Below are 23,283 nucleotides of genomic sequence, written 5' to 3' on the forward strand. Positions count from 1 at the left end.
CCATGCGCCCTGCCGTCGTCCTGCTCGCCGTCGTGCTGGGCCTGCTGCCGCTGGCCACCTCCGCCGCACCGGTGCTGACCCCACCGGATGCGGGTATCGACGGCCTGATGCAGGCCTACGATGGCCAGGTGCCCGGCGCCGCAGTGCTGGTACTGCACGACGGGCAACCGGTGTTCCGTCGCGGCTATGGCCTGGCGGTGGTGGAAGACGGTACTGCCGTGACCGCCGCCAGCAACTTCCGGCTGGCCTCGGTCAGCAAGCAGTTCACCGCTGCGGCGGTGCTGCTGCTGGTGGAAGACGGCCGGCTTGGGCTGGACCAGCCGGCGCGGCGCTGGCTTCCGGAACTGCCGCAGGCCGCAGCGGCCATTACCCTGCGCCAGCTGCTGTCGCACACCAGCGGCCTGCTCGACTACGAAGACCTGATGGACCCGGCGGACACACGGCAGGTACACGATGCCGATGTACTGGACCTGCTGTCGCGCCAGGACCGCCTGAACTTCGCACCGGGCACGCAGTACCGCTACAGCAACAGCGGCTATGCACTGCTGGCACTGATCGTGGGCCGCGCATCCGGCCAGGATTTCGCCACCTTCCTGCAGCAGCGCATCTTCGCGCCGCTGGGCATGGCCCACACCGTGGCCCACCAGGACGGAGTCGACACGGTGGCTGCACGCGCCTATGGCTACAGCTGGATCGACGGCCGCTGGCAGCGCACCGACCAGAGCACCACCAGCGCCGTGCTCGGCGATGGCGGCATCTATTCCTCGCTGGACGATCTCGCCCGCTGGGACGCCGCGCTGTATGACGACCGCCTGCTGTCGAAGGCTTCGCGCCGCGCGATGTTCAGCCCGGCCACGACCACATCGGAACCGGACGTGCCGCATTACGGTTTCGGCTGGCGCCTGAACGGTCCGGTGCAATGGCACAGCGGCGAGAGCATCGGCTTCCGCAACGTGATCGTGCGCCACCCGGAAAAGCACCTGACCGTGATCGTGCTGACCAACCGCAACGACCCCGAACCCTATCCGCTGGCGCTGAAGATTGCCCAGCGCTGGCTGGACACCCTGCAATGACCGCTGCTTCCGACGCCCTGCTGGGCATCCACCACACCGCACTGATCTGCAGCGACTACGCACGTTCGAAAGACTTCTACGTGCGGATCCTCGGCCTGCGTGTACTGGCCGAGAACCACCGCGCCGCGCGCGACTCCTGGAAGCTGGACCTCGCGCTGCCCGATGGCAGCCAGCTGGAATTGTTCTCCTTCCCCGCGCCGCCGCCCCGGCCCAGCCGCCCCGAAGCCCAGGGCCTGCGCCACCTCGCGTTCCGGGTCGCTGCGCTGGAGCCGTTCATCGAACGCCTGGCCAGCCACGGCGTGGACTGCGAACCGATCCGCGTGGATGAATACACCGGCCGCCGTTTCACCTTCTTCGCCGATCCGGACGGCCTGCCGCTGGAGCTGTACGAAGTCGGTTGATGCCCCTCGGGGTCAGATCCCTTTTCCGTCGGAAAAGGGATCTGACCCCATCGCCGCCACCGGAAACGCCATCCACGCATGGCGTGGATCTACCGTGTCGACCAAGGTCAACACCTACCCACAGTCGCAGGAATCTGTCAGAAGTGGGGTGGTGTGGGTGGGCAGGACCGTTGGCGCCACGGATGGCGCCATCGAGCCCCCAGGGATGGGTTTACGGCGTGTCCTGCCCACCCACACCGCCCCGCCATCCCACGGATAGCCCGCTGTTGCTGTTGCTTCGGCTGTTGCCGTTGCCTCTGCGGGTGCCGGGTGCAACCCGGCCAACGCCCCCCTTCCCCATACCCCGCCGAATGGGTATACAGTCGACCCGTACAGGCATCGTGCCGGAATGAACCCTGGGAGGGGACCATGCGCAAGACCTTCAAGACCCTGCTGCTGGCATTGCCGCTGTGCCTGGCCGCGCTCTCGGCGCAGGCCGCCGATGGCGCCGCCGGCCGCTGGAAGACCATCGACGACAAGACCGGCAAGGTGAAGTCGATCGTCGAGATCACCCAGGCCGCCAACGGCACCCTGACCGGCAAGGTGGTCGACATCCTGCACTCGGACAAGGGCCCGAACCCGGTCTGTGACGGCTGTGAAGGCGCCAACAAGAACAAGCCGGTGAAGGGCATGACCATCCTCTGGAACCTGAAGGCCGACGGCGCCAACAAGTGGTCCGGCGGAACCATCCTCGATCCGGCCAATGGCAAGACCTACAAGTCGAAGATGGAATTGCAGCCCGGCGGCACCAGGCTTGACGTGTCCGGCTGCATCGCCTTCATCTGCCGCGCGCAGACCTGGCAGCGCGAATAAGCGCCCCGGCCCCCGCTTCATCCCCGTGACCCGGCCCCGGCCGGGTCACCTCGTTGCGGGCATGCGATACTCTGCGGTTCCCCTCGGCTTCACCCCGCGACCATGACCCGTACCGCGCTCGTCACCACCGCCCTGCCCTACGCCAACGGCCCGCTGCACCTGGGCCATCTGGTCGGCTATATCCAGGCCGACATCTGGGTGCGTGCGCGGCGAATGAGCGGCGGCAAGGCCTGGTTCGTCTGCGCCGACGACACCCACGGCACGCCGATCATGCTGGCTGCGGAAAAGGCCGGGGTCACCCCGGAAACCTTCATCGCCAACATCCAGGCCAGCCACGAACGTGACTTCGCCGCGTTCGGCGTCGCCTTCGACCATTACGACTCGACCAATTCGGCGGCCAACAAGGCGCTTACCGAGCAGTTCTACCTGAAGCTGGAAGCGGCCGGCCACATCAGCCGTCGTTCGGTGGCGCAGTTCTACGACCCGGCCAAGGGCATGTTCCTGCCCGACCGCTACGTCAAGGGCATCTGCCCGAACTGCGGCAGCCCCGACCAGTACGGCGACAACTGCGAAGTGTGCGGCGCCACCTATGCGCCGACCGACCTGAAGGAGCCGCGTTCGGTGATCTCCGGTGCCACGCCGGAAATGCGCGATTCGGAGCACTTCTTCTTCGAGGTGGGCCACTTCGACGCGTTCCTGCGCGAATGGCTGGCCGGCGACGTCGCCCTGCCGGGCGTGAAGGCCAAGCTCGGAGAATGGCTCAATGCCGAAGGTGGCCTGCGCGCGTGGGACATCTCGCGCGATGCGCCGTACTTCGGCTTCCAGATTCCCGGCCAGCCGGGCAAGTACTTCTATGTCTGGCTGGACGCGCCGATCGGCTACCTGTCCAGCTTCCAGACCCTGTGCGGCAGGCTCGGCGAGGACTTCGAAGCGCACCTGCGCGCCGGTACCAGCACCGAGCTGCACCACTTCATCGGCAAGGACATCGTCAACTTCCACGGCCTGTTCTGGCCGGCGGTGCTGCACGGCACCGGCCACCGCGCCCCGAGCCGCCTGCACGTCAACGGCTACCTGACCGTGGACGGTGCCAAGATGAGCAAGTCACGCGGCACCTTCGTGATGGCGCGCACCTTCCTCGACGCCGGGCTGGAACCGGAAGCGCTGCGTTACTACTACGCGGCCAAGTCCGGCGGTGGCGTCGACGATCTCGACCTGAACCTGGGTGACTTCATCGCCCGCGTCAACGCCGACCTGGTCGGCAAGTTCGTCAACCTGGCCAGCCGCTGCGCCGGCTTCATCAGCAAGCGCTTCGATGGCCAGCTGGCCGCGCAGCTGCCCGATGCGGCGCAGTACCAGCGCTTCGTCGACGGCCTGGCGCCGATCCGTGAAGCCTACGAGCGCAACGACCCGGCCGCGGCGATCCGCCTGACCATGACCCTGGCCGACGAAGCCAACCGCTACATCGACGACGTCAAGCCGTGGGTGATCGCCAAGCAGGAAGGCGCCGACGCGCAGCTGCAGGCCGTGTGCAGCCAGGGCCTGAACCTGTTCCGCGTGCTGGTCACCGCCCTGAAGCCGGTGCTGCCGGCCACCGCCGCACAGGCCGAGGCCTTCCTGGCCGCGCCGGTCAACGACTGGACCGAGCTGGCGCAGCCGCTGCTGGGCCACCGCATCACCGACTACACCCCGCTGTTCACCCGTATCGACCCGAAGAAGATTGACGCCATGATCGACGCCTCCAAGGACACCCTGCAGCCGGCCGCTGCCGCCGCCCCCGCCGCCAAGACCGAAGCGGTCAAGCCGGCCGCACCGGCACCGGCCAAGGAAGAAACCAACAGCGCCGACGCCCCGGCCTACATCGGCATCGACGATTTCGCCAAGCTCGACCTGCGCATCGGCAAGGTGCTGGTCTGCGAGTTCGTGGACGGTTCGGACAAGCTGCTGCGCTTCGAACTGGATGCCGGTGAACTGGGCAAGCGCCAGATCTTCTCCGGTATCCGCGCCAGCTACGGCGAGCCGGAGAAGCTGGTCGGCCGCAGCGTGGTGTTCATCGCCAACCTGGCCCCGCGCAAGATGCGCTTCGGCCTGAGCGAAGGCATGATCCTGTCGGCCGGTTTCGACGGTGGCGCGCTGGCGCTGCTGGACGCCGACAGCGGCGCACAGCCGGGCATGCCGGTCCGCTGATGCCTGCAGCGGGCGTGGTTGCGGCCACGCCCGCCGGCGGCACCGGCCACGGGGCAACGCGATGGGAGGCAACGGAATGGAACTGGCGCTGTTCGACTTCGACCACACCGTGACCACCTGCGATACCTACGGCCGTTTCCTGCGCCGCGTGGCCACCGCCGAACAACTGGCGCAGGCGTGGTGGAAGGTCGGCCCGTGGCTCCTCGCGTACAAGCTGAAGCTGATCTCGGCCGAACGCATCCGCGCGCGCGTCACCCGCCTGACCTTCAGCGACCGCCACAGTGACGACATCGCCACCCTGGCTGCCGGCTTCTCGCGCGAGTTCCTGCCCGACGTGGTGCGCCCGGAAATGCTGGAGCAGATCCGCTGGCACAAGGAACAGCAGCACACCGTGGTGATCGTGTCCGGCTCGCTGGACCTGTACCTGCGGCCGTGGTGCGAGCAGCTGGGCCTGCAGTTGATCTGCAACCGGCTGGAAAGCCAGGACGGCCGCCTGACCGGCCGCTATGCCGGTGGCGACTGCGGACCACGCAAGGTCGAGCACATCCGTCGCCAGTTCGATCTGTCGCGTTACGTGCGCATCCATGCCTACGGTGACAGTTCCGAAGACAAGCCGATGCTGGCGCTGGCCCACGAGCGCTGGTTCCGCGGCAAACCCCTGAAGTAACCCAACGCGCAGCCTTCGCCACGCATGAGCCTGATCCCGCCCCTGACCGAACGCCTCGACCGCCTGCTGCCGCAGACCCAATGCGGGCAATGCGGCTACGACGGTTGCCGCCCGTATGCGCAGGCGATGGCGCGTGGCGAGGCAGGCGTGGACCGCTGCCCACCGGGTGGCGATGCCGGTGCACGCGCGCTGGCCCAGGTGTTGGGCATACCGGCGATTCCGTTCGATCGCTCGCGCGGCGAGCACAAGGCGCCGCAGGTGGCGTTGATCGTGGAAGCCGACTGCATCGGTTGCACCAAGTGCATCCAGGCCTGCCCGGTGGACGCCATCGTCGGCGGCGCCAAGTACATGCACACGGTGATCGCCGATCTGTGCACCGGCTGCGAGCTGTGCATCCCGCCCTGCCCGGTGGACTGCATCGAGCTGGTGCCAGCGTAGCCACCGGACCAACCGGCGGAGCGGCGGGGTAGAGTCGACTGTTAGTCGACTGCTCTTCGTTCCGGCGGCGCAAAACCCCGCGCTGCGCGCGACAGTCGACCAACAGTCGACTCTACCCCCTCCTCCACTGCTGGGAGGTGACCCTGCCGTTACGGCACTGCCGCCGTCACTACGATCTCGACCTTCCACTCGGCGTGGGCCAGCTTGGCCTCGACCGTGGCGCGCGCCGGGGTCGCTCCTTCCACCACCCACTCATCCCATGCCTTGTTCATGCCGTCGAAGTCGGCCATGTCGGCCAGGAATACTTCGGCGCGCAGCACGTGCTGGCGATCACTGGCCACCAGCGCCAGCAGCTTGTCGATCTCGGCCAGCACCTGCCGGGTCTGCCCGGTGATGTCCTGGCTGGTATCTTCCGGAATCTGGCCGGAGAGGTAGGCGACCTTGTTGTACACGGTCATTTCGGACATGCGCGGTCCGACGTCGTAACGCTCCATCATGGGCGTGGCTCCTGCGGGTGATCAGGCCTGCATTGTCCTCCAATCCAGTCAACGATGGGTGCACGGGTCCCCCGCGCGACACCTCACTACCGGGCGCCGACACGCCCGCTGGTCAAATGGCGACGACAGGCGCACGATGCGCCACGGCTGCATTGACGCCGCCCTCGCCCTCCCTGACGCACGCTCGCGCCGATGACCGAAACCACCGCTCCCGCCACCGCTCCCTCCACCCCGGCATGGAAGCGGGTCCTCACCATCGTTGTCCCGCTGCTGATCCTTGCGCTGGCGCTGCACGGCCTGGCCAACGAGTTCGATGAGAACGGCTACCGCGCCATCCGCCATGCCTTCCACCAGCTCAGTGGCATGCAGATCGCGCTTACTGTCTTGCTGGGCCTGGCCAGCTATGCCTGCCTGATCGGTTTTGATGCCATCGGCCTGCGCCGCAGCGGTATCCACGTGCATCCGGCGCGCATCGGCATTACGGCGTTCCTGGCGCACACGCTCGGCCAGACCGTGGGCTTTGCCGCGCTCACCGGCGGTGCGGTGCGCCTGCGCGGCTACCGCACCGCCGGCCTGGACCTGGCGCAGATCGGCCAGGTCGTGCTGATGAGCACGCTCGGCTTCGTATTCGGCGCCTGGCTGCTGATCAGCGTGGCGCTGTGCATGGAACCGGCGGCCGCGGCACTTGCACTGCCACTGGACCCGGATGCGGTGCGCGTGGTCGGCATCGTCGCGCTGCTGGCCTATGCGGCCACCCTGCTGCTGGTCGGCCGCGATGGGCGTCAGTTCAGCGTGTTCGGCCATGCGCTGTGGCTGCCCGACCGCCGCACCATGATCGGCGTCACTGTGCTCAGCGTGATCGAACTGGTGCTGGCCAGCGCCGCGTTCTACGTACTGCTGCCGGACTCGACGCCGACCGGCCTGCCCGGCTTCGTTGGCCTGTACCTGGTCGCGGTGCTGGCCGGACTGGTTTCGACCGTGCCCGCCGGACTCGGCGTGTTCGAATGGAGCCTGCTGAAGCTGCTGCCACAGGTCGCACCGGCTGCGGTGCTGGCTGCGGCGTTGATCTACCGCGTCACTTACTACGTGCTGCCGCTGCTGTTGGCGACCCTGCTCGCGCTGGCGCCGGCGCTGCGGCAACCGCTGCAGGCCAGTGCCGGTGCAACCCGTGCCGGCTGGAACGCATTGCGGCCGTGGCTTCCGCAGATCATCGCGCTGGCAGTGTTCAGCATCGGTGCTGCACTGGTCATCGACGGCACGTTGCCCACGCCGCGCCGTCACCTGGTGAACGCCTCGCTGCCGATCCTGGAAACCTCACACCTGATCGGCAGCCTCAGTGGCGTCGCGCTGCTGCTGATCGGCCAGGGCCTGGCCCGGCGCAGCCACGCGGCGTGGATGCTGGCGATGGCCGTGTGCGTGGTCACCCCGCTGCCGCTGTGGCTGCGCGGTGGCCAACCGTTGATCGCCGTCTCGGCAGTGCTGGTGGCGATGGCGCTGTGGGCCGCACGCCGTGAGTTCTACCGCCAGGGTGCGCTGCTGGATGAAGCCTGGTCGTGGCCGTGGTTGCGCAACCTGGGCCTGGTGCTGGTGGCGGTGACCTGGCTGCTGTTCTTCACCTACAGCCATGTCGAATACCAGAATGAGCTGTGGTGGCAGTTCGCGGTGTCCGGCAACGCACCGCGCGCGTTGCGAGCTCTGCTGGTGGTGGCCATCGCGCTGGTGATGTTCGGCCTGGCGCGCCTGCTGCACAGCACCCGCAGCCCGCTGCCACCGGCCGACGAAGCCACGTTGCAGTCACTGGCCCCGGTCCTGGCCGGTGCCACCGACACCCAGGCCTGCCTGGTGCTGACCGCCGACAAGGCGGTGCTGCGCGATGACGCGAAGCAGGGCTTCGTGATGATGCAGCGCTACGGCGGATCGCTGATCGCGATGGGCGATCCGGTCGGCCCGCCCGAGGTCGCGCGCGCGCTGATCTGGCGCTTCCGCGAGGAAGCCGACCGCCTCGGCCTGCGCCCCGTGTTCTACCAGATCGGTGAGACCTACTGGCAGACCTATCTCGACCTTGGCCTGGGCCTTGTCAAGCTGGGCGAGGAAGCGATCGTGCCATTGCACGACTTCGGCCTGGAAGGCCGCGAACGCGCCGACCTCCGCCAGGCCTGGAACCGCGGCAAGCGCGGCGGCCTGTCGTTCCGCGTGGCACCGGTGGAAGAGGTTCCCAGCCTGCTTCCGCGCCTGCACGCGATCTCCAACGCGTGGCTGGAAGACAAGGCCGGCGACGAGAAGGGTTTCTCGCTGGGCAGCTACGATCCGGATTACCTGGCGCGCTTCCCGGTGGCACTGGTCGAAGCCGAGGGCCAGATCGTGGCATTCGCCAACCTGTGGCAGGCACCGGCCGGTGCCGAGCTGTCGGTGGACCTCATGCGCCACGTCAACGAGGCCCCGAAAGGCACGATGGACTTCCTGTTCATCGAGCTGTTCCTGTGGGGTCGCGCACAGGGCTATGCGCGTTTCTCGCTGGGCATGGCGCCGCTGTCCGGGCTGGCCCAGCATCGCCTGGCTGGGCGCTGGAACCGGCTGGCCGGCCTGCTGGCGCGGCATGGCGAACGCTTCTATGGATTCAGTGGCCTGCGCCGCTTCAAGTCGAAGTTCGACCCGCAGTGGCGGCCGCGCTATCTGGCAGCACCCGGCGGCATGCATCTGCCGGCCGCGCTGCTGGATGCCACGCGCTTGATCTCGCTGGACCCGCGGCGGAACTGACGCCCCGCTTGTCGCCGGGCATGGCCCGGCGCTACCGGCTCGCTCTGGTGGCTGCGAACCGTTGGTTCGCACGCCCTCCGCTTTACGCGCCGCCCTTGAGGATCACTTCGGCCAGGCGGTCGTAATCACCATTGAAGTGATGGTCGCCCGGCAGCTTCACCTTCTGCACGCCGTCGTTGGCCGGCAGGTCCGGGCACAGCGCGTCATCATCCTTGTCGCCATACACGCAGAGGGTCTTCGCCGCCGGAAGCTTCGCCACTTCCGGCGCGATCGGCAGGCCGTCGCCGCCCCCCCCCAGCCAGTTGCTGACATGGAATTCGAAGTCAGCCTTCTTGCCCACCGACAGCAGCACGATACGGTCCAGCGTCTCACGGGTGCCGGCATCAAGCTGGTTGATGGTGGCCGGCAGCACGTCGGCGCCCTGCGAGAAACCAATCAGCATCACCTTGTCGCGATGCCACTGCTGGCGGTAGTGATCGATGATCTTCTGCAGGTCAGTGGCGAAGCCCTTCGGCGTGCGCTCGCTCCAGAAGTAGCGCAGCGAGTCGATGCCGACCACGGCCACGCCATGCTCGTTGAGCGACGATGCCACGTCCTTGTCCAGGCCGGCCCAGCCGCCATCGCCGGAAACGAACACGGCCAGCGTGTCGCCATTACCGGCGGCGGGTATCTCCACCACGGGCAGGCCCTTCAGCGCGGCCGGAGGCGGTGCCAGGCTGACGCCTGTCTGCGCGCCCATCACCCGCGCCGCCGCCACCAGGCCCGGTGAAGCATCGCCGCGTGCGGTGCGCTTGAACTCGCGTGCCATCGCCACCTGCTGCACGAAGCGGCTGGCCTCGCCAACCCTGCAGCCATGGTCGCCGGCGGCGCTCAGCCACGGGAAATTCAACTCGGCAGGCTGCAGCTTGTTGTGCTTCACACCGTCGCCGCAGACCATGCGCTCGTGGCTGTGGTCCGGGCAGAAGCCGGTGGTCAGCAGGCCAGCGAACACCTGGGTGTCGGCCTGTGCGGCCAGCGTGTAGGCCATCTCGGCGCCTTCGCCATCACCACCGACCAGCGGCAGGTGGTAGCCGGGCAGATGCAGGGAGGCCTGCAACCAGCGCGAGAAGTTCTCGACGTCGCCGGAACCGAACGAACAGGTCGGATCACCCTCGCGCTTGAGCACGCCGCGCAGGTGCGCGATGTCCACGGCAGCGACCATCGCGCCATCGGCACGCAGGGCCTCGATCGGAAGGCGGCTGGTATCACTACCGGCGGTGGGTTCATGGAACCAGATCACCACCCGCTGCGGCGTGCCGGCCGGCATGTGCACCGGAATCTGCTCGAACCGCCCGTGGCTGAACTGCTGCACGTTGGCCGCCGCCATTGCCGGCAGCGCTGCCAGCGCCAGAACCACACCCATTGCCCTGCCCAGCCCTGCACGCTTCATATCGCATCCCCGATGGAATGCGCACACGATACGCCGCCGCCGCGTGCACGGCACGTACCGGCGCAGGCCGTTGGGGATTCAGTGGGCCGCGGTACGGCGGCTGCGCCGGTACAGCGCCAGGGCCAGGTACAACAGCCAGCCCACGATCACGACGATCACGGTCTTCTGGCCCAGCCCGCGCGGCGGGCCGGCGCGCCACAACACATGCAGCCACAGCAGTACGAACGCCAGCCAGGCCCAGCCCCAGAGCAGGCCGGCTGCGGATTGCCAGCCCGGTTCACGGCGCAGGTACCAGGCCTGCAGCAGCATGCCCACGCTGGCACACAGGAACGCGGTGTTGGCCGCCAACCCATGGATGAACGGTGCAAGCAGCGGAGTCGCTCCAGGCAGCCAGCTGTCACCGATGGCGACCGTCGCCAGCCCCAGTGCAGAGACAGTGAACAACAGCGGCGCCGCCGCACTGCGCCGCGGGCCGATGCTGCCGCGATACAGCGCCATGCCGAGAACCGCGATGGCCAACGCCAGCAGGCAGTATGCAGCGCGCAGCGCCAACCCCCACGGCCCGTGCAGGTAGAGGCTGAGCGTGGCCCGCACCCAGTCCAGATCGCTGCGTGCGAACTGAGTCCACAGCGCGGTGGCGACGAACAGCAGCAACGCCACCAGTGCCAGCACTGCCGCCGGGCGTGCACGGCTCATGGCGTTGCCTCCGGATGCCGTGCCTTCCATTCGGCCAGCGCCTTGCGATAGCGCTGCAGCTCATCGGCATACAGATCCAGCACGCACAGCGGACAGCCGCTGCCACAGCACTCGTTGGGACCGGGCTCTTCGGGGGGCAGCGGGCGGGGATCGGGATCAGGGACGGACACAGTCGGAAGCGACAATCGGTGGAAGCAGGCCCCAGTGTACCGGGCCGGCTCAGCGGGCCAGCTGCCGGCGCAGGTTTTCCCGCGCGGCCGCGTCCAGGCGCTGGTGGAAGAAGTCGCTGAGGAAGATGCGCGGCGCACGCAGCAGCCCCTGCAGGAAACGGCGACGCCCGGCGCGGTACAGGAAGCCCGGCACGACCCCCTTGTACTCTTCGGCCACGCCACGATCGTAAGCGGCGAACACCGGCTCGGGCGCGGCCAGGATCGCCATGTCGCAGTCCAGGAACAGCGCCGCCTCGGCATCAACGTCGTCCGGGCCCAGATCGCCATGACGGGCGGTCAGCAGGATCAACTGCTCGACCCGCGCGGCGTCGACGCCGGCCAGTTCCGGGGCCCGTGCGATCGCCTGCAGGGCCAGCGCCGCCGAACGCGCTTCGTTGTCCTTGCGCCCGGCCACATAGATCGCGTCGTGGTAGAGCACGGCCAGGTACACCTCGGCGGGCCCCTGCCAGCCCGGGCCGTCAGCCACGTCCTGGCAGTGCTGCAGCACCGCGCGTACGTGTCCGAAGTGGTGGTAGGCGCGGGGCGGCGTTGCGTAGCTGTCCTGCAGCGCCTGCCACTGCGCTGGAGCCAGCGTCAGCGGAGAGAAATCCATACCCGGATCATCTCGCCTGCGCTGCCCTGCGGCAAGCTGGTTGTTTTTTCACCACGCACTCACAACGCTTGCCCGGTGAGGCCTGGACGCGGTTGTCCACAGCTTTGTCGAGCGCTGGTCCACATCGGTTGTGGATGAAACGCCGTGCCGGCCACGCGCCGACCAACGGTCACTGCGGCGCGGCGCCGCCGGGTCTACACTCGCTGCAGGCGGGAGCGCCCGCCGCTGCCGGGAACTGTCATGTACCGCCCTGCCGCCCGCATCTTCGTCCTGGCCTTGGCCGCCTTGATGGCCGCGCCACTCTGCGCACAGGACCAGCCGCGCACCGATGCAATCCCGCCCATCGGAAGCATCACCCCGGTGGAGATTCCCTCGCCGGAACAGGTCTTCGCGATTCCTCCCGCAATGCGCGCGATGCTGCAGGCGCAGGTGATGGACCGCAGTTCATCGCGCGAGCAGCGGCTGCAGGCGCTGGTGGAAATGATCTTCGGCCGCCAGGGACTGGACCTGCAGTACGACGCGAACGCGACCTACACCGTGGGCGAAGTCTGGCAGCAGCGCCGCGCCAACTGCCTCGCCTTCACCCTGATGTTCGTGGCACTGGCGCGCGAGGCTGGCATCCAGGCCCGCGTGCAGGAAGTCGGCCAGGTGGTGTCCTGGTACCAGGACCAGGACGCCGGCGTGGTCTACAGCGTGGGCCACGTCAACGCGGGCGTGGAGATCGCGGGGCGTTACGCCACGGTCGACCTCGATCGCAACGTGCTCTACGACCGCCATGGCCCGCAGCCGGTCAGCCGCGCGCGTGCACTGGCCCACTTCTACAACAATCGTGGTGCCGAACGCATGGCAGATGGAGACCTCGTCGGCGCCCGCGCGTTCTTCAATGCCTCGGTCGTGCAGGATCGCGCGTTCCCCTCGGTCTGGAACAACCTGGGTGTGCTCGACAACCGTGAGGGCAACACCGATGCGGCGCGGCAGGCACTGGACCGCGCCCTGCGCCTGGACGGTCGCCAGGATGCGGCGCTGACCAATGCCAGCGCGCTGTATCGGCAGCTTGGGCTGGATGCGCAGGCCAAGGCCCTGGAGCGACGCTTGAAGTCGGTGCAGCGTGAGGACCCGTTTGCGCAGTACATGCTGGGCACGCAGGCCGAGCAGGCCGGAAAGCTGGCCGAAGCCATCCGCTATTACCGGCAGGCCGTGCGCCTGTATGACACCGCACACCAGTTCCACTTCGGGCTGGCGCGCGTGTATTTCCTGTCCGGGCAGCTTGAACGCGCCGACCGTGAACTGACCCGCGCGCAGCTTCTGGGCGGTGCACCGGAGCAGGCACGCTACCAGGCCAAGCTGGACAGCCTGGCCCGCTGGCGCGCGCAGCAGCAGGCCAGGCGCTGAGACCGATCAGGCCTTCTTGAGGAAGCAGGTCTTCAGGACCAGGCCCTTGATCTTGTCCGAGTTGCCTTCGATGTGCTCGGCATCATCTTCGACCAGGCGGATGTTGCGGATCACGGTGCCCTGCTTGAGCGGGATCGAGGAACCCTTCACCTTCAGGTCCTTGATCACGGTGACGGTGTCGCCGGCCTGCAGGGTATTGCCGTTGCTGTCACGCACGACCAGGGTCGAACCGGCGCTTTCCTCGGCGGTCCATTCGAAACCGCAATCGGCGCAGATCCACAGCGCGCCATCGGCATAGGTGTTTTCCAGGGTGCACTGCGGGCAGGCGGGAACAGACGACATCGGCAAGTACCTCAAAGTGAATCAACAGCGGCCATTGTAACCGCCCGGTCCGGGGCGCCAGTTCCCTGGCAGGCGCCCGGCCACCGCCATGACCGGAGCTGGAGCTGCCGCGACGCTGGAGCTTGCAGTCGGCCGCGAACTGCAGCAGAGTGCGCGGCCCCTGACCGCCCCCGGAACTCCCCATGCGCCTCGGCATCGACTTCGGTACCAGCAACTCCGCCGCCGCCATCGTGCATGAGGGGAAGCTGCTGCCGATCCGTTTCGGCGACGCCGAGCAGTTCCGCACCAGCGTGTACTTCCCTGGCGTGGTGCCCGATCCGGACGACTTCCAGCTCGATGACGGCCAGGAACACCAGCTGCAGCAGATGATCGACAGCGCTGCGCGCGCGGCCCGTGCCGCCGGCCAGGAACGCACGCCGCAGGCGCTGCGCCGCGAAGCCCTGCGCGCGCTGCGCCGGGAATGGATGGAAGCCCATGCCGGCAAGGAACGCAGCGCCAGCGACCTGCTGCAGAACGCGGTCTACGGCGACGACGCGCTGGAAGCCTATTTCGAGGAACACGAAGGCAACCTGGTGCAGAGCCCGAAGTCGATGCTGGGCTACAACCTGCACCCGCGCGCGAAGCAGACCATCACCGGCATCGCCGCGCACATCCTCGAGCACATCCGCCTGACCGCCAGTGCCCAGCTCGGTCAACCGCTGCGCTCGGCCCTGCTCGGCCGCCCAGTGCAGTTCCGTAGCTCGATCGGCGCAGCCGGCAACGACCAGGCGCTGGACATCCTGCGCGAGGCCGCCACCCAGGCCGGCTTCGACCAGATCGATTTCCTCGAGGAACCCGCCGCGGCGGCCATGCACTACCACGCCGAAAGCCGCGAGCGGCACCAGGCGGTGATCGTCGACATCGGCGGCGGCACCACCGACATCGCGCATGCCGAAGTCGGCGGCGACGATGCCCCGCGCATCCACCGTGCCTGGGGTATCGCCCGCGGCGGTACCGACATCGACCTGGCGCTGAGCCTGTCCAGCTACATGCCGCTGTTCGGCCGCGGCATCACCCGCGTGCCGGCCCACCACTATGTGGAAGCGGCCACCGTGCAGGACATGACCCGCCAGCGCGAGTTCCGCCTGCACAAGTACGACCATGTGGACGCACCGTGGGGCGACCGCCTGCAGGCGCTGCAGGACACCGGCAATACCGCCCGCCTGTACCGCGATGTCGAACGCGCCAAGATCGCCCTGAGCGCTGCCAGCGAGCACCGCAGCACGCTGGACTACATCGCCCGCGATCTGCATGCCGACAGCAGCGCCGACGGCCTGGCCGCCGCCGCCCATGGCTACCTTGAGCAGATCCGCGAACTGCTGGCCCAGGTCCGCAGCGACATCGGTGGCGACCCGGATGCGGTGTTCCTGACCGGCGGCATGTCCCGTGCCGGCTACCTGCGCCAGGCCGTGGCCGAAGCCTTCCCGGGCGCCCGCATGGTCCACGGCGAACCCTCGCTGGGCGTGGTCCAGGGCCTGGCGCTGGCGGCAGCCAGCCAGGATTAACAAAACGTTACGCGGTCTAAGTTACTCTTGGTCGGCTAGATCCCAGCTGCACCTTCCACCGGCCACGCCGGTGTGTCCACCGTGCAGCCCGGCCCGCCCTGCGGGCCTAGCGGCCATGCCTTCCTGGCTCGTTCATGGTCCGCGTATTACCGGAGCCGCCATCGAGACCCGCTTTGGGCACCCGCCAGGCCCCTGAGGCCTTACAACCTGACGCAACACCTGCACCCATCGACTGCCGCCGTTGTGACGCAGTCTGTTGCCGGCTGCCCGTGCTGCTGCAGCCCGGCGACCAGGTGCCCGGCCAGTTCCTCTCGCGCGACGCGCACGGCCGTGCCGTGATGGCGCGCAACGAGGAAGGCTGGTGCGCGGCGATCGATCCCTATCACCTGCGCTGCACGATCTATTCGCAGCGCCCGGCGATCTGCCGCCAGTTTTCGATGGGCGGCGATGACTGCCGCCGCGAGCGGCAGGACTACCTGCGCCAGGCCGATGCCTGGGCGCTTTCCTCCCCTTCCACCTGACAGGAGCAACCATGCCCCGCAAGGCAAAGACCCCCGCGAAGGCCAGCAACAGCATCCGCAGCGAACGCAAGGGCGCGGCCGCCAGCACCGTGGTCAGCAGCGATTCGATCGCTTCGGACCTGGCAGCGTTCCGCAAGGCCGGTGGCAAGATCGAAGTCCTCGGCACCACCTGGGCGCTGAAGAAAGCCAGCTGACCCAGCTCCGACCGCGGCGGCGCTGCCGCCGCGGCCTGCCGGACCGTGCTCAGCGGTCCAGCCGCACCCGCACACTGCCCGAATGCGACTGGATGCGGATGTCTCCATCACCGCCGCCCAGACGCGTATCGAGATGGCTGCCCGGCCCATAGCGCGGCCGTTCCACCTGACCGGCATCGCTGTTGATCGAGCCGCTGAAGCTGTTCACCGACAGCTGTGCCGACACCGTGCGCGGCAGGCTCAGCGTGACCGACGCACTGACCGATTCGACATTGATGCGGCCGCCGGGCGCCAATCCCGCTGCAGCCAGGTCGATGCTGCCCGAGACGGTCTCCACCGCCAGCCGCTGCACGCGCCCGGCGTCGACCTCGACCCGTCCGGACACCGTCTGCGCACCGATATCACCGGACACACCGCCGCCGGCCTCGATCCGGCCACTGACGGTGTTCACATCCAGCTTCGGCGTCTGCAGGCGTGCGCTGACGCTGCCACTGACCGTGTTGAGCTTGCTGTCGCCACTGCGGCCAGCAGCGCTCAGGCTGCCGCTGACCGTGTCGGCCTGCAGCCGTCGCACGTCGATCCCGCTGATGTCCTGGCTGGCGCTGACCGTGCTCAGCAACAGTTCCACCGAGCGCGGCACGTTCAGCACCAGCGTGGCCCCACCGTTGTTGCTGCGGCGCGGGTACTCGATCTCCCAGCGCACGCGGTTGGCGCTTTTCTCCTGGCGCAGCTGCAGGCCGTCGCTGAGCGTGCCGGTCAGCTGCACGTCATTGCGGTCCCAACCACGCACGGTCACCTTGCCGGCGACGTTGCTCAGCTCGATGCGACCGCCCGCGGCCAGGGTATGGCGTTCGTCGATGCGGGTATCGGCCAGCGCCACGGCTGGGGCCAGCAGCAGCGCGACACAGCAGGAAATCAGGGTTCGGGTCATGGGGGTCTCCTCAGGTCGTCAAGCCGGACTCGGCGGCATAGGCCGCCTGCCGGGTCAGTTCCAGCCGCAGCGTGTAGGTACGCTTGAGCTGGCCAAGCAGGTGCGGCGCACGCGGGTCCTGCGCCAGGGCGGCACGGATCTGCGCCGCGCTTTCATCCAGTTCATGCAGGGCCGGCTGCCATTCCGGCGCCCGTCCATCGGGCAGCGCGGCCACGGCCTGCTGGTACTGCTCGGTCATCGCCGCCGCCTGCAACTGCAGTGCTGAAGGTACCGGCACCTCTGGCTGCGCATGGCGCCACGGCGCCACGGCGTAGACCGCCAGGCTGGCCGCCAACACCGCACCCACCGGCAACCACCAACGCCGACGCGAACGGTTCGGCAGGGCCACCACGTTGTCGCCCGGCGCAGGTGCCGCCTGCGGCTCACGCGGCGGCAGCTGGGCCGAAAGGCGTGCCCAGCCATCGGTGGGTACGTCGCGCTCGCTTGGCAGCGCGCGCAGCCGTGCCAGTAGATCGTGGTCGGAATCGTGGTCGTGTGTATTCATGTCATGTCTCCCAGCCGTGCGCGCAACAGGCCGCGCGCACGATGCAACTGTGCCTTGGAACTGCCGACGGCCATCTGCAGCTGTTCGGCGATTTCCTGGTGTTTCCAGCCTTCGATGTCGTGCAGTACCAGTACCGCACGTGCCCGTGGCGGCAGTGTCGACAGCGCCCGTTCGAGGTCGCGTTCGGTGCCGGCACAGCGGTCGTGTACCGCCAGTTCCTGCAACCCCCCGTCCACTTCGTCGAGGCTGTCGTGGTCCTGCCCGGCAGCACGCCCGCGCAGTTCCATCAGCGCGGCGTTGACGCCCAACCGATGTAGCCAAGTGGACAAGCTGCTTTCGAACCGGAACCCCGGCAGCGCCTTCCACGCCTGCAGGAACGCTTCCTGCAGCGCATCCTCGGCACGTGCCTGCTGGCCGCCACACAACCGCCACAGGACAGCGAATACACGCGGCGCGTGACGCCGGTACAGCAGTTCATAGGCAGCGGTATCGCCCGCGGCCGCCGCCCGCACCAGAGCGGGTTCGTCGACGGCGTCGTTGGCGGCAGGCGGCGCGGGCATGGTGGTGTCGAGCATATCCCTTGGATGCCGCGACCCGGAAAAAGGTTTAGAGCTGATCGACGGCCGATGCCATGCAACCTTTTCGACGGCTGCCGCATCCATGGAAGGTCCTTCGCGAATCTGCCGTCCAGGAGTTCTGCCATGTCCAGCCCATCCTGCGCCGCCCTGCTGGTGATCGCCGCCTGCGTACTGCTGCAGGCATTGGGCCTGTCCTTGCAGCTGCGTCCAGACAACGGCCGCGCCTGCCTGCAGCAGCACCGCCAGGAGCTGGTCTGCCTGGCCTGGACCCCAGCGGTCGAATCCACTGCACGCGCCGGGTAACATCGAGGGCCGTTATTGCCACCTGTCGTCGCCGCCATGATGTTGTCGCTGAAGGATCACCTGCCGGCCTGGAGCCACCCGTGGCTGAACTACGCGAGCGTTGCCCTGCAGATCGCACTGGTGCTGCTGGTTGCCTGGCTGCTGCGGGTGCTCGCCCGCCGCCTGATCCGGCGCTTCGCCGAGCACTACACGCTGCCGCCGGAAATGGTGATGGGCGCGCGTCGGATCACCAGTTTCGTGGTCTATTTCAGCGCCCTGCTGTACATCCTCAGCCTGCTCGGCGCAAAGCCTTCAGTGCTGTGGACCGCGTTCACCGGCTTCGCGGCCGTGGGCGCAGTGGCCTTCTTCGCGGCCTGGAGCGTGCTCTCCAACATCTTCTGCACGCTGCTGATCTTCACCACACGCCCGTTCCGCCTGCATGACTACATCGAGGTGCTGGAGAACGGCGAGAAGCCCGGCCTGAAGGGGCGGGTGATCGACGTGAACCTGATCTACACCACGCTGCAGGAAACCGGCGACGGCCACGAGGGCACCGTGCTGCAGCTGCCGAACAACCTGTTCTTCCAGCGCACGGTGCGCCGCTGGCGTGATCCGGCGCAGGCCCCCGGCGGCATCCAGGGCGACGGCTGAGGGAGTTTTTCTTTGCAGGGCTTGCAGCCCTGCACCTGCTTGGAGCAACGGCAACGGCAAAAGCATGCTATCCGTGGGAGGGCGGGGTGGGTCCGGTTGCGGGAGACGCCGTGAACCCATCCCTGGGGGCTTGGCCGCGGCATCCATGCCGCGGACACTCCCGCAACCGGACCCACCCCGCCTTCGACAGATTTCCGCGAGCTGCCGGAACGGACGTATTGCCCTGGTGGGTGTCGACCTTGGTCGACACGGTAGATCCACGCCATGCGTGGATGACTCGTTCGATATCTGACGGATGTGTCGACCAAGGTCGACACCCACCAACAGCCGCCGGAATCTGTCAGAGGTGGGGCGGTATCGGAGTGCGGGGTGTCAGCCGCATGGATGCGGCTGCCAAGCCTACATGGACGTACTTGCGGCGTCCCCGCAATCCGATACCGCCCCGCCACCCCACGAAATGCCCGCTTTTGACGTTGACATTGCTTCGGCGGGTGCAGGGCGCAGCCCTGCCGAACCCCCTTACCTCAACTGGCTGTCCTTGCTGCCACGCCGGTTGTAGCCGGCATGCGCCTGCGCTTCGTCGTCATGCGCCTGCTGGCACGCCACGCACAGCCGTACCCCGGGCACGGCCCCGCGCCGCGCCAACGGGATCGGCGCGTCGCATTCCTCGCAGTGTTCCAGACCCGGGCCCTCGCGCAGCTGGCGCCGCGCACGGGCGATCGCATCGTCGACGGTGGCGTCGATCTGGTCCTGGACCGCGCCGTCTCCCGCCCAACCGGTGGCCATGGCCATCCTCCGCAGGTGTGTCGCCTGATATGGGGACGATACACCCGCGCCCAAAGGAGCAGACCTGGGTTGAGCCGAGCCATGCTCGGCGAGCCTTCAGCAAGCCGAGCAGGAAGTGGACGGATCCGACCAGGCCGATTGCGGCTTATCCCGTCCGTCCCCTTTTTGCTTACCAGACCAGGTCGTCCGGCACTTGGAACTGCGCGTAGTAGGCGTCGTCCTCGGCATTGCCGGTGGAGATCTCGGCGGTCGAGCCCGGCTGGCCGTGGTCGACGATGATCGCCTCCGGGGCGCGCTCACGCACCTTTTCGGCGGCGGCACGCGGCAACACGGCGTAACCGTCGCCGTGGGCAACGATGACCAGCACGCCGACCGACAGCGCCTTGCGCAGCTTGGGGTCGATCAGCAGGGTGCGGATCGCGGCGCCATCGCTGAAGCGGTACTCGTCGTCGCCCTTGTGGGGCACAGCGTGGGCGCTGATGATCTGCCTGGCCTGGGCTTTCTGTTCAGCCTGGCGGGCCTGCGCATTGCGCTCGGCGGCCAGCGCGCGGTCACGTTCGACCTTCTCGGCGCGGACGCGTTCGGCCTCGCGCTGGACCTCGGCCGAGGTCGATTCGGCCTTGCCCTGGCGGGCCTTGGCCTGCGCGCTCGCGGCAGCGCTGGCCTGGGACTTCTTGGCCAGGCCGGCCTTGAGCAATTGTTCCTGCAGCGCGTTGGGCTTTGCCATGGTCGATGCGTACCGCGTGTAATCTTGGATGCCCCATTCTACCGACGCCCCGCCGCCCCTGCATGGCAGTCCTGAAGTACCTCACCGGCTATCCCGAACCCCTGGTCGCCCAGGTCAGCGAACTGCTGGCGCAGGGCAAGCTCGGCCCCTGGCTGCAGCAGCGCTACCCCGACCCGCACGAGGTGCGCAGCGACCGCCAGCTGTACGACTACACCCAGGACCTGAAGGATCGCTACCTGCGCAAATCGGTGCCGCTCAACAAGGTCTGCTACGACAACACGCTGGAGGTGATCAAGCATGCGCTGGGTACCCACACCGCCATTTCCCGCGTGCACGGTGGCCGCCTCAAGGCCAGCCGTGAGATCCGCATCGCCACCGTGTTCCGCCAGGCCCCGGCGGCGTTCCTGCGCATGATCGTGGTGCACGAGCTGGCCCACCTGAAGGAAGCCGACCACAACAAGGCCTTCTACCAGCTGTGCCAGCACATGGAGCCGGATTACCTGCAACTGGAGTTCGATACCCGCCTGTACCTGACCGAGCTGGCCAACCGCGGCCAGCGCTGACCGGCCGCAGCAGCTACACTGCGCGCCCCCAGCCCGACCTGCCCGCCATGGAACCGATCCGTCTCGACAAACACCTGTCCGCCCTGCTCGGTATCCCGCGCGGCGAAGCGCGGCGCTACATCGAGGGCGGCTGGGTGACGGTCAATGGCGACGTGGTGGAACAGCCGCAGCGCCCGGTCGATGACAGCGCGGTGATCGTAGTGGCGGAGCAGGCCAGCGATGAAAAGGCCGAACGGGCCAGCATGCTGCTGCACAAGCCCGCCGGTGTCGCCGCCGAAACCCTGTGCGCGCTGGTCAGCAGTGACAGCCGCAGCGAACTCGATGCCAGCGACGTCCGCCCGCTGCAGCGGCATTTCCATGGCCTGCAGCTGGCCGCTGCACTTCCGGCCAGCGACAGCGGCCTGGTGGTGGTCAGCCAGGACCCCGCCACGCTGGCCCATCTGCAACGCAACCTGGGCCGGACCGAACAGGAATACCTGATCGAAGTGGCCGACGAGGGCCCAGAGCGCGGGCCTTGGTTGATGGCGCGTTTGCAGCAGGAGGCCGGCGGCGGCAAGGTCAGCTGGCAGAGCGAACAGCGGCTGCGGTTCGCCGGCAAGGGGCTCACCGCCAAGGGCCTGCGTGCAGCAGTAACGGCCGCCGGGCTGCAGGTGACCGCGGTGCGCCGGCTGCGCATTGGCCGCGTGGCGCTGGGGCCGCTGCCGCCGGGCCAGTGGCGCTACCTGGGCAGCGACGAGCGGTTCTAAGGCTCCGGGGGCGGATCCCTTGCCGCAGGCAAGGGCTCTGACCCCAGATTGATCCTGCAGATCTTCTGCCACGCACGGCGTGGATCTACCATCGGGGCATGAGCCTGTCCAAGCCCTTATGGCGACGCCTGCTGCGCATCGCTGCAATCATTCTCGCTGCGCTGTCGCTGCTGGTGCTGTCCGGCCTGCTGCTGGCCGACCATCTCACTCCGCAGGCACGGGGCACGCCCTCGCAGGTGCTGCCGCTGCAGCCGGCACAGACCCGCATCGACCGGGAGATCGAGCCGCTGCAGGACGCCCATCCCGGCAAGTCCGGCGTGGCCTTCCTCAGTGATGGCATGGATGCCTTCGCCGCACGCGCGATGATCACCGCGCAGGCAGGCCGCAGCCTGGACCTGCAGTACTACATCTGGCACGACGACCTGATCGGCCACCTGATGGCCAAGGCGTTGTACGACGCTGCAGAGCGCGGCGTGCGCGTGCGCATCCTGCTCGACGACATGAACGCCAAGGACAAGGATGCGTTGATGATGGCGCTCGATGCGCATCCCAACATCGAGCTGCGCCTGTACAACCCGTTCCGCAACCGCAGTGGCATCGCGCGCACGCTAGAGCTGGTGCAGCGCGCCTTCAGCGTGAACCACCGCATGCACAACAAGAGCTGGATCGCCGATGGCCGCATCGCGATCGTCGGCGGCCGCAACATCGGCGAGGAATACTTCAGCGCGCGCAACGACGTGAACTTCCAGGATCTGGACCTGGTGGTGGCCGGGCCGGCGGTGCAGCAGGCCAGCCGGATCTTCGACGACTACTGGAACAGCAGCGCGGCCGTCCCGATTTCTGCGCTGGCCTCGTATACCGATGCACAGTTGCAGCAACTGGTACGCCAGTCGGACCTGGATGCGATGCATGCCAAGGCACAGCCCTACCTGCAACGCGTGGCCGAATCACGCCGCCTGCAACGCCCCAGCCCGGATCCGCTGCACTGGAGCGCAAACGTGCGCATCGCCTCCGATCCGCCGATGAAGCACCGTGGCGATGATCGCCGCAGCTGGCTGGTCAGCACGCTCAGCGACGAACTGCACAGCACCCGCAGCAGTGCGCTGTTGATCTCCCCCTACTTCGTGCCTGGCCATGATGGCGTGCAGGCGCTGTCGACGCTGGCCGCGCGCGGTGCGCAGGTTGGCGGGGTCACCAACTCGCTGGCCGCCAACGACGTGGCCGCAGTACACGGCGGCTACATGGGCTACCGCGTTCCGCTGCTGAAGGCCGGCGTGCGGCTGTACGAACTGAAGGCACACGGCAGGCCCGATACCAGCCTGTTCGGCAGCAGTGGCGCCAGCCTGCATACCAAGGCGTTCGTGGTCGATGACCGGCGCGGCTTCGTCGGCTCGTTCAACCTCGACCCGCGCTCGGCCTATCTCAATACCGAGATGGGCGTGCTGTTCGACGACCCCGTACTGGGGGCGCAGCTGCGCAACGAATACCTGCGCCTGGCCAGCCCGGAACACAGCTGGTGGCTGGCGCTCGGTCACGACGATGACCTGCGCTGGCTGGAACGGCAGCCACCACCGCACTGGGTGGAACCCGAGCCCGGTGCCGGCCCCGGCAAGCGCTGGACCGCGCGGGTGATCAGCTGGCTGCCGGTGGAATCGCAGCTGTAACC

At 68.0% G+C, this 23,283-nt stretch carries 27 protein-coding genes; 16 read left to right on the top strand and 11 right to left on the bottom strand.

All coding sequences use genetic code 11. From position 1 onward, the window contains the following. The first annotated feature begins 2 nt into the window (after window positions 1-2). From ACZK29_RS16055 to rnfB, 6 genes are all read left to right on the top strand, one after another. The gene (locus tag ACZK29_RS16055) at window positions 3-1,073 is read left to right on the top strand and encodes a serine hydrolase domain-containing protein (protein ID WP_111204459.1); all 1,071 of its coding nucleotides are present in this window, start codon (window positions 3-5) and stop codon (window positions 1,071-1,073) included. Continuing rightward, complete coding sequence (gene gloA2 / locus ACZK29_RS16060) at window positions 1,070-1,474, top strand: SMU1112c/YaeR family gloxylase I-like metalloprotein (protein ID WP_111204460.1); 405 nt, start codon at window positions 1,070-1,072, stop codon at window positions 1,472-1,474. The genes ACZK29_RS16055 and gloA2 overlap by 4 nt, the downstream gene beginning before the upstream one ends. 408 nt (window positions 1,475-1,882) lie before the next feature. Beyond that, window positions 1,883-2,326, top strand: coding sequence for a DUF2147 domain-containing protein (locus ACZK29_RS16065; protein ID WP_049426799.1), 444 nt, complete (start codon window positions 1,883-1,885; stop codon window positions 2,324-2,326). A 102-nt stretch (window positions 2,327-2,428) separates the two neighbouring features. After that, window positions 2,429-4,510: a methionine--tRNA ligase gene (gene metG, locus ACZK29_RS16070; protein ID WP_111202550.1), complete on the top strand. Its 2,082-nt coding sequence runs from the start codon at window positions 2,429-2,431 to the stop codon at window positions 4,508-4,510. 76 nt (window positions 4,511-4,586) lie between these two features. Next, on the top strand, window positions 4,587-5,177 hold the full coding sequence (locus ACZK29_RS16075; protein WP_049426797.1) for an HAD family hydrolase: 591 nt from the start codon (window positions 4,587-4,589) through the stop codon (window positions 5,175-5,177). Between the two features lie 24 nt (window positions 5,178-5,201). Further along, a complete protein-coding gene (rnfB, locus tag ACZK29_RS16080) occupies window positions 5,202-5,615 on the top strand; it encodes an Rnf electron transport complex subunit RnfB (protein ID WP_053091925.1) in 414 nt (137 codons plus the stop codon). Between the two features lie 149 nt (window positions 5,616-5,764). On the opposite strand, the gene ACZK29_RS16085 is transcribed toward rnfB, so the two are convergent. Further along, entirely contained in the window at window positions 5,765-6,112 is a 348-nt protein-coding gene (locus ACZK29_RS16085) for a RidA family protein (protein WP_049426796.1), read from the bottom strand. A gap of 192 nt (window positions 6,113-6,304) precedes the next feature. Here ACZK29_RS16085 and mprF point away from each other — a divergent pair, with 192 nt between their 5' ends. Further along, entirely contained in the window at window positions 6,305-8,869 is a 2,565-nt protein-coding gene (mprF, locus tag ACZK29_RS16090; RefSeq protein ID WP_478446236.1) for a bifunctional lysylphosphatidylglycerol flippase/synthetase MprF, read from the top strand. Between the two features lie 82 nt (window positions 8,870-8,951). On the opposite strand, the gene ACZK29_RS16095 is transcribed toward mprF, so the two are convergent. The 4 genes from ACZK29_RS16095 to ACZK29_RS16110 all read right to left on the bottom strand — a co-directional run bounded on the left by ACZK29_RS16095 (window position 8,952) and on the right by ACZK29_RS16110 (window position 11,816). Beyond that, complete coding sequence (locus tag ACZK29_RS16095; protein ID WP_204301856.1) at window positions 8,952-10,298, bottom strand: virulence factor family protein; 1,347 nt, start codon at window positions 10,296-10,298, stop codon at window positions 8,952-8,954. Between the two features lie 78 nt (window positions 10,299-10,376). Further along, on the bottom strand, window positions 10,377-10,994 hold the full coding sequence (locus ACZK29_RS16100) for a DUF998 domain-containing protein (protein ID WP_111202547.1): 618 nt from the start codon (window positions 10,992-10,994) through the stop codon (window positions 10,377-10,379). Continuing rightward, window positions 10,991-11,164, bottom strand: coding sequence for an oxidoreductase-like domain-containing protein (locus ACZK29_RS16105; protein ID WP_049402330.1), 174 nt, complete (start codon window positions 11,162-11,164; stop codon window positions 10,991-10,993). The genes ACZK29_RS16100 and ACZK29_RS16105 overlap by 4 nt, the downstream gene beginning before the upstream one ends. A 49-nt stretch (window positions 11,165-11,213) precedes the next feature. Further along, complete coding sequence (locus ACZK29_RS16110; protein WP_099552096.1) at window positions 11,214-11,816, bottom strand: HD domain-containing protein; 603 nt, start codon at window positions 11,814-11,816, stop codon at window positions 11,214-11,216. A 240-nt stretch (window positions 11,817-12,056) separates the two neighbouring features. Here ACZK29_RS16110 and ACZK29_RS16115 point away from each other — a divergent pair, with 240 nt between their 5' ends. Next, window positions 12,057-13,208 carry a transglutaminase-like domain-containing protein gene (locus ACZK29_RS16115; protein ID WP_111202546.1) on the top strand — a complete coding sequence of 384 codons (1,152 nt, stop codon included), beginning with the start codon at window positions 12,057-12,059 and terminating at the stop codon, window positions 13,206-13,208. A gap of 6 nt (window positions 13,209-13,214) precedes the next feature. Here ACZK29_RS16115 and ACZK29_RS16120 read toward each other — a convergent pair whose 3' ends face one another. After that, window positions 13,215-13,550 carry a zinc ribbon domain-containing protein YjdM gene (locus tag ACZK29_RS16120; RefSeq protein ID WP_005414225.1) on the bottom strand — a complete coding sequence of 112 codons (336 nt, stop codon included), beginning with the start codon at window positions 13,548-13,550 and terminating at the stop codon, window positions 13,215-13,217. A gap of 182 nt (window positions 13,551-13,732) precedes the next feature. Here ACZK29_RS16120 and ACZK29_RS16125 point away from each other — a divergent pair, with 182 nt between their 5' ends. The 3 genes from ACZK29_RS16125 (at window position 13,733) to ACZK29_RS16135 (ending at window position 15,809) form a co-directional block, all read left to right on the top strand. Beyond that, window positions 13,733-15,094 (top strand): Hsp70 family protein, encoded by a 1,362-nt coding sequence (locus tag ACZK29_RS16125; protein ID WP_111202545.1) that lies wholly within the window; start codon window positions 13,733-13,735, stop codon window positions 15,092-15,094. 269 nt (window positions 15,095-15,363) lie between these two features. After that, complete coding sequence (locus ACZK29_RS16130; RefSeq protein ID WP_239504056.1) at window positions 15,364-15,615, top strand: YkgJ family cysteine cluster protein; 252 nt, start codon at window positions 15,364-15,366, stop codon at window positions 15,613-15,615. Between the two features lie 11 nt (window positions 15,616-15,626). Then, complete coding sequence (locus ACZK29_RS16135; RefSeq protein WP_005410566.1) at window positions 15,627-15,809, top strand: hypothetical protein; 183 nt, start codon at window positions 15,627-15,629, stop codon at window positions 15,807-15,809. Window positions 15,810-15,858: 49 nt separating this feature from the next. Here ACZK29_RS16135 and ACZK29_RS16140 read toward each other — a convergent pair whose 3' ends face one another. The 3 genes from ACZK29_RS16140 to ACZK29_RS16150 are packed head-to-tail and all read right to left on the bottom strand — an operon-like array spanning window position 15,859 to window position 17,859. Continuing rightward, a complete protein-coding gene (locus ACZK29_RS16140) occupies window positions 15,859-16,740 on the bottom strand; it encodes a DUF4097 family beta strand repeat-containing protein (protein ID WP_005414223.1) in 882 nt (293 codons plus the stop codon). A gap of 10 nt (window positions 16,741-16,750) precedes the next feature. Then, complete coding sequence (locus ACZK29_RS16145) at window positions 16,751-17,284, bottom strand: hypothetical protein (protein WP_049426786.1); 534 nt, start codon at window positions 17,282-17,284, stop codon at window positions 16,751-16,753. After that, window positions 17,281-17,859, bottom strand: coding sequence for an RNA polymerase sigma factor (locus tag ACZK29_RS16150; protein WP_012511790.1), 579 nt, complete (start codon window positions 17,857-17,859; stop codon window positions 17,281-17,283). The genes ACZK29_RS16145 and ACZK29_RS16150 overlap by 4 nt, the downstream gene beginning before the upstream one ends. A 126-nt stretch (window positions 17,860-17,985) precedes the next feature. Between ACZK29_RS16150 and ACZK29_RS16155 the strand changes: the two genes are divergently transcribed. Then, on the top strand, window positions 17,986-18,165 hold the full coding sequence (locus ACZK29_RS16155; RefSeq protein ID WP_111202543.1) for a hypothetical protein: 180 nt from the start codon (window positions 17,986-17,988) through the stop codon (window positions 18,163-18,165). Window positions 18,166-18,201: 36 nt separating this feature from the next. Then, window positions 18,202-18,795, top strand: a complete 594-nt coding sequence (locus tag ACZK29_RS16160; protein WP_111202542.1) for a mechanosensitive ion channel family protein — start codon at window positions 18,202-18,204, stop codon at window positions 18,793-18,795. Window positions 18,796-19,314: 519 nt separating this feature from the next. Here ACZK29_RS16160 and ACZK29_RS16165 read toward each other — a convergent pair. Beyond that, window positions 19,315-19,581 carry a DksA/TraR family C4-type zinc finger protein gene (locus tag ACZK29_RS16165; protein WP_111205268.1) on the bottom strand — a complete coding sequence of 89 codons (267 nt, stop codon included), beginning with the start codon at window positions 19,579-19,581 and terminating at the stop codon, window positions 19,315-19,317. Window positions 19,582-19,750: 169 nt separating this feature from the next. Further along, the gene (locus tag ACZK29_RS16170; RefSeq protein ID WP_111205255.1) at window positions 19,751-20,308 is read right to left on the bottom strand and encodes a DUF2058 domain-containing protein; all 558 of its coding nucleotides are present in this window, start codon (window positions 20,306-20,308) and stop codon (window positions 19,751-19,753) included. Between the two features lie 62 nt (window positions 20,309-20,370). Between ACZK29_RS16170 and ACZK29_RS16175 the strand changes: the two genes are divergently transcribed. The 3 genes from ACZK29_RS16175 to ACZK29_RS16185 all read left to right on the top strand — a co-directional run bounded on the left by ACZK29_RS16175 (window position 20,371) and on the right by ACZK29_RS16185 (window position 23,281). Beyond that, window positions 20,371-20,871, top strand: a complete 501-nt coding sequence (locus ACZK29_RS16175) for a M48 metallopeptidase family protein (RefSeq protein WP_014038064.1) — start codon at window positions 20,371-20,373, stop codon at window positions 20,869-20,871. A 47-nt stretch (window positions 20,872-20,918) separates the two neighbouring features. Continuing rightward, the gene (locus ACZK29_RS16180; protein WP_111205256.1) at window positions 20,919-21,617 is read left to right on the top strand and encodes an RNA pseudouridine synthase; all 699 of its coding nucleotides are present in this window, start codon (window positions 20,919-20,921) and stop codon (window positions 21,615-21,617) included. 98 nt (window positions 21,618-21,715) lie between these two features. After that, window positions 21,716-23,281 carry a phospholipase D family protein gene (locus tag ACZK29_RS16185; RefSeq protein WP_478446237.1) on the top strand — a complete coding sequence of 522 codons (1,566 nt, stop codon included), beginning with the start codon at window positions 21,716-21,718 and terminating at the stop codon, window positions 23,279-23,281. Window positions 23,282-23,283 lie beyond the last annotated feature (2 nt).

Source organism: Stenotrophomonas sp. 89682_Sma (assembly GCF_056481405.1).

Bases quoted from the DNA above. Each gene is read 5' to 3' on its own strand.
- ACZK29_RS16185 (WP_478446237.1), top strand. From the start codon at position 21,716: ATGAGCCTGTCCAAGCCCTTATGGCGACGCCTGCTGCGCATCGCTGCA.
- gloA2 (WP_111204460.1), top strand. From the start codon at position 1,070: ATGACCGCTGCTTCCGACGCCCTGCTGGGCATCCACCACACCGCACTG.
- ACZK29_RS16180 (WP_111205256.1), top strand. From the start codon at position 20,919: ATGGAACCGATCCGTCTCGACAAACACCTGTCCGCCCTGCTCGGTATC.
- ACZK29_RS16110 (WP_099552096.1), bottom strand. From the start codon at position 11,816: ATGGATTTCTCTCCGCTGACGCTGGCTCCAGCGCAGTGGCAGGCGCTG.
- ACZK29_RS16175 (WP_014038064.1), top strand. From the start codon at position 20,371: ATGGCAGTCCTGAAGTACCTCACCGGCTATCCCGAACCCCTGGTCGCC.
- ACZK29_RS16055 (WP_111204459.1), top strand. From the start codon at position 3: ATGCGCCCTGCCGTCGTCCTGCTCGCCGTCGTGCTGGGCCTGCTGCCG.
- rnfB (WP_053091925.1), top strand. From the start codon at position 5,202: ATGAGCCTGATCCCGCCCCTGACCGAACGCCTCGACCGCCTGCTGCCG.
- ACZK29_RS16160 (WP_111202542.1), top strand. From the start codon at position 18,202: ATGATGTTGTCGCTGAAGGATCACCTGCCGGCCTGGAGCCACCCGTGG.
- ACZK29_RS16150 (WP_012511790.1), bottom strand. From the start codon at position 17,859: ATGCTCGACACCACCATGCCCGCGCCGCCTGCCGCCAACGACGCCGTC.
- ACZK29_RS16155 (WP_111202543.1), top strand. From the start codon at position 17,986: ATGTCCAGCCCATCCTGCGCCGCCCTGCTGGTGATCGCCGCCTGCGTA.
- ACZK29_RS16065 (WP_049426799.1), top strand. From the start codon at position 1,883: ATGCGCAAGACCTTCAAGACCCTGCTGCTGGCATTGCCGCTGTGCCTG.
- ACZK29_RS16135 (WP_005410566.1), top strand. From the start codon at position 15,627: ATGCCCCGCAAGGCAAAGACCCCCGCGAAGGCCAGCAACAGCATCCGC.
- ACZK29_RS16115 (WP_111202546.1), top strand. From the start codon at position 12,057: ATGTACCGCCCTGCCGCCCGCATCTTCGTCCTGGCCTTGGCCGCCTTG.
- ACZK29_RS16140 (WP_005414223.1), bottom strand. From the start codon at position 16,740: ATGACCCGAACCCTGATTTCCTGCTGTGTCGCGCTGCTGCTGGCCCCA.
- ACZK29_RS16085 (WP_049426796.1), bottom strand. From the start codon at position 6,112: ATGATGGAGCGTTACGACGTCGGACCGCGCATGTCCGAAATGACCGTG.
- ACZK29_RS16145 (WP_049426786.1), bottom strand. From the start codon at position 17,284: ATGAATACACACGACCACGATTCCGACCACGATCTACTGGCACGGCTG.
- ACZK29_RS16100 (WP_111202547.1), bottom strand. From the start codon at position 10,994: ATGAGCCGTGCACGCCCGGCGGCAGTGCTGGCACTGGTGGCGTTGCTG.
- mprF (WP_478446236.1), top strand. From the start codon at position 6,305: ATGACCGAAACCACCGCTCCCGCCACCGCTCCCTCCACCCCGGCATGG.
- ACZK29_RS16170 (WP_111205255.1), bottom strand. From the start codon at position 20,308: ATGGCAAAGCCCAACGCGCTGCAGGAACAATTGCTCAAGGCCGGCCTG.
- metG (WP_111202550.1), top strand. From the start codon at position 2,429: ATGACCCGTACCGCGCTCGTCACCACCGCCCTGCCCTACGCCAACGGC.
- ACZK29_RS16075 (WP_049426797.1), top strand. From the start codon at position 4,587: ATGGAACTGGCGCTGTTCGACTTCGACCACACCGTGACCACCTGCGAT.
- ACZK29_RS16120 (WP_005414225.1), bottom strand. From the start codon at position 13,550: ATGTCGTCTGTTCCCGCCTGCCCGCAGTGCACCCTGGAAAACACCTAT.
- ACZK29_RS16095 (WP_204301856.1), bottom strand. From the start codon at position 10,298: ATGAAGCGTGCAGGGCTGGGCAGGGCAATGGGTGTGGTTCTGGCGCTG.
- ACZK29_RS16125 (WP_111202545.1), top strand. From the start codon at position 13,733: ATGCGCCTCGGCATCGACTTCGGTACCAGCAACTCCGCCGCCGCCATC.
- ACZK29_RS16165 (WP_111205268.1), bottom strand. From the start codon at position 19,581: ATGGCCACCGGTTGGGCGGGAGACGGCGCGGTCCAGGACCAGATCGAC.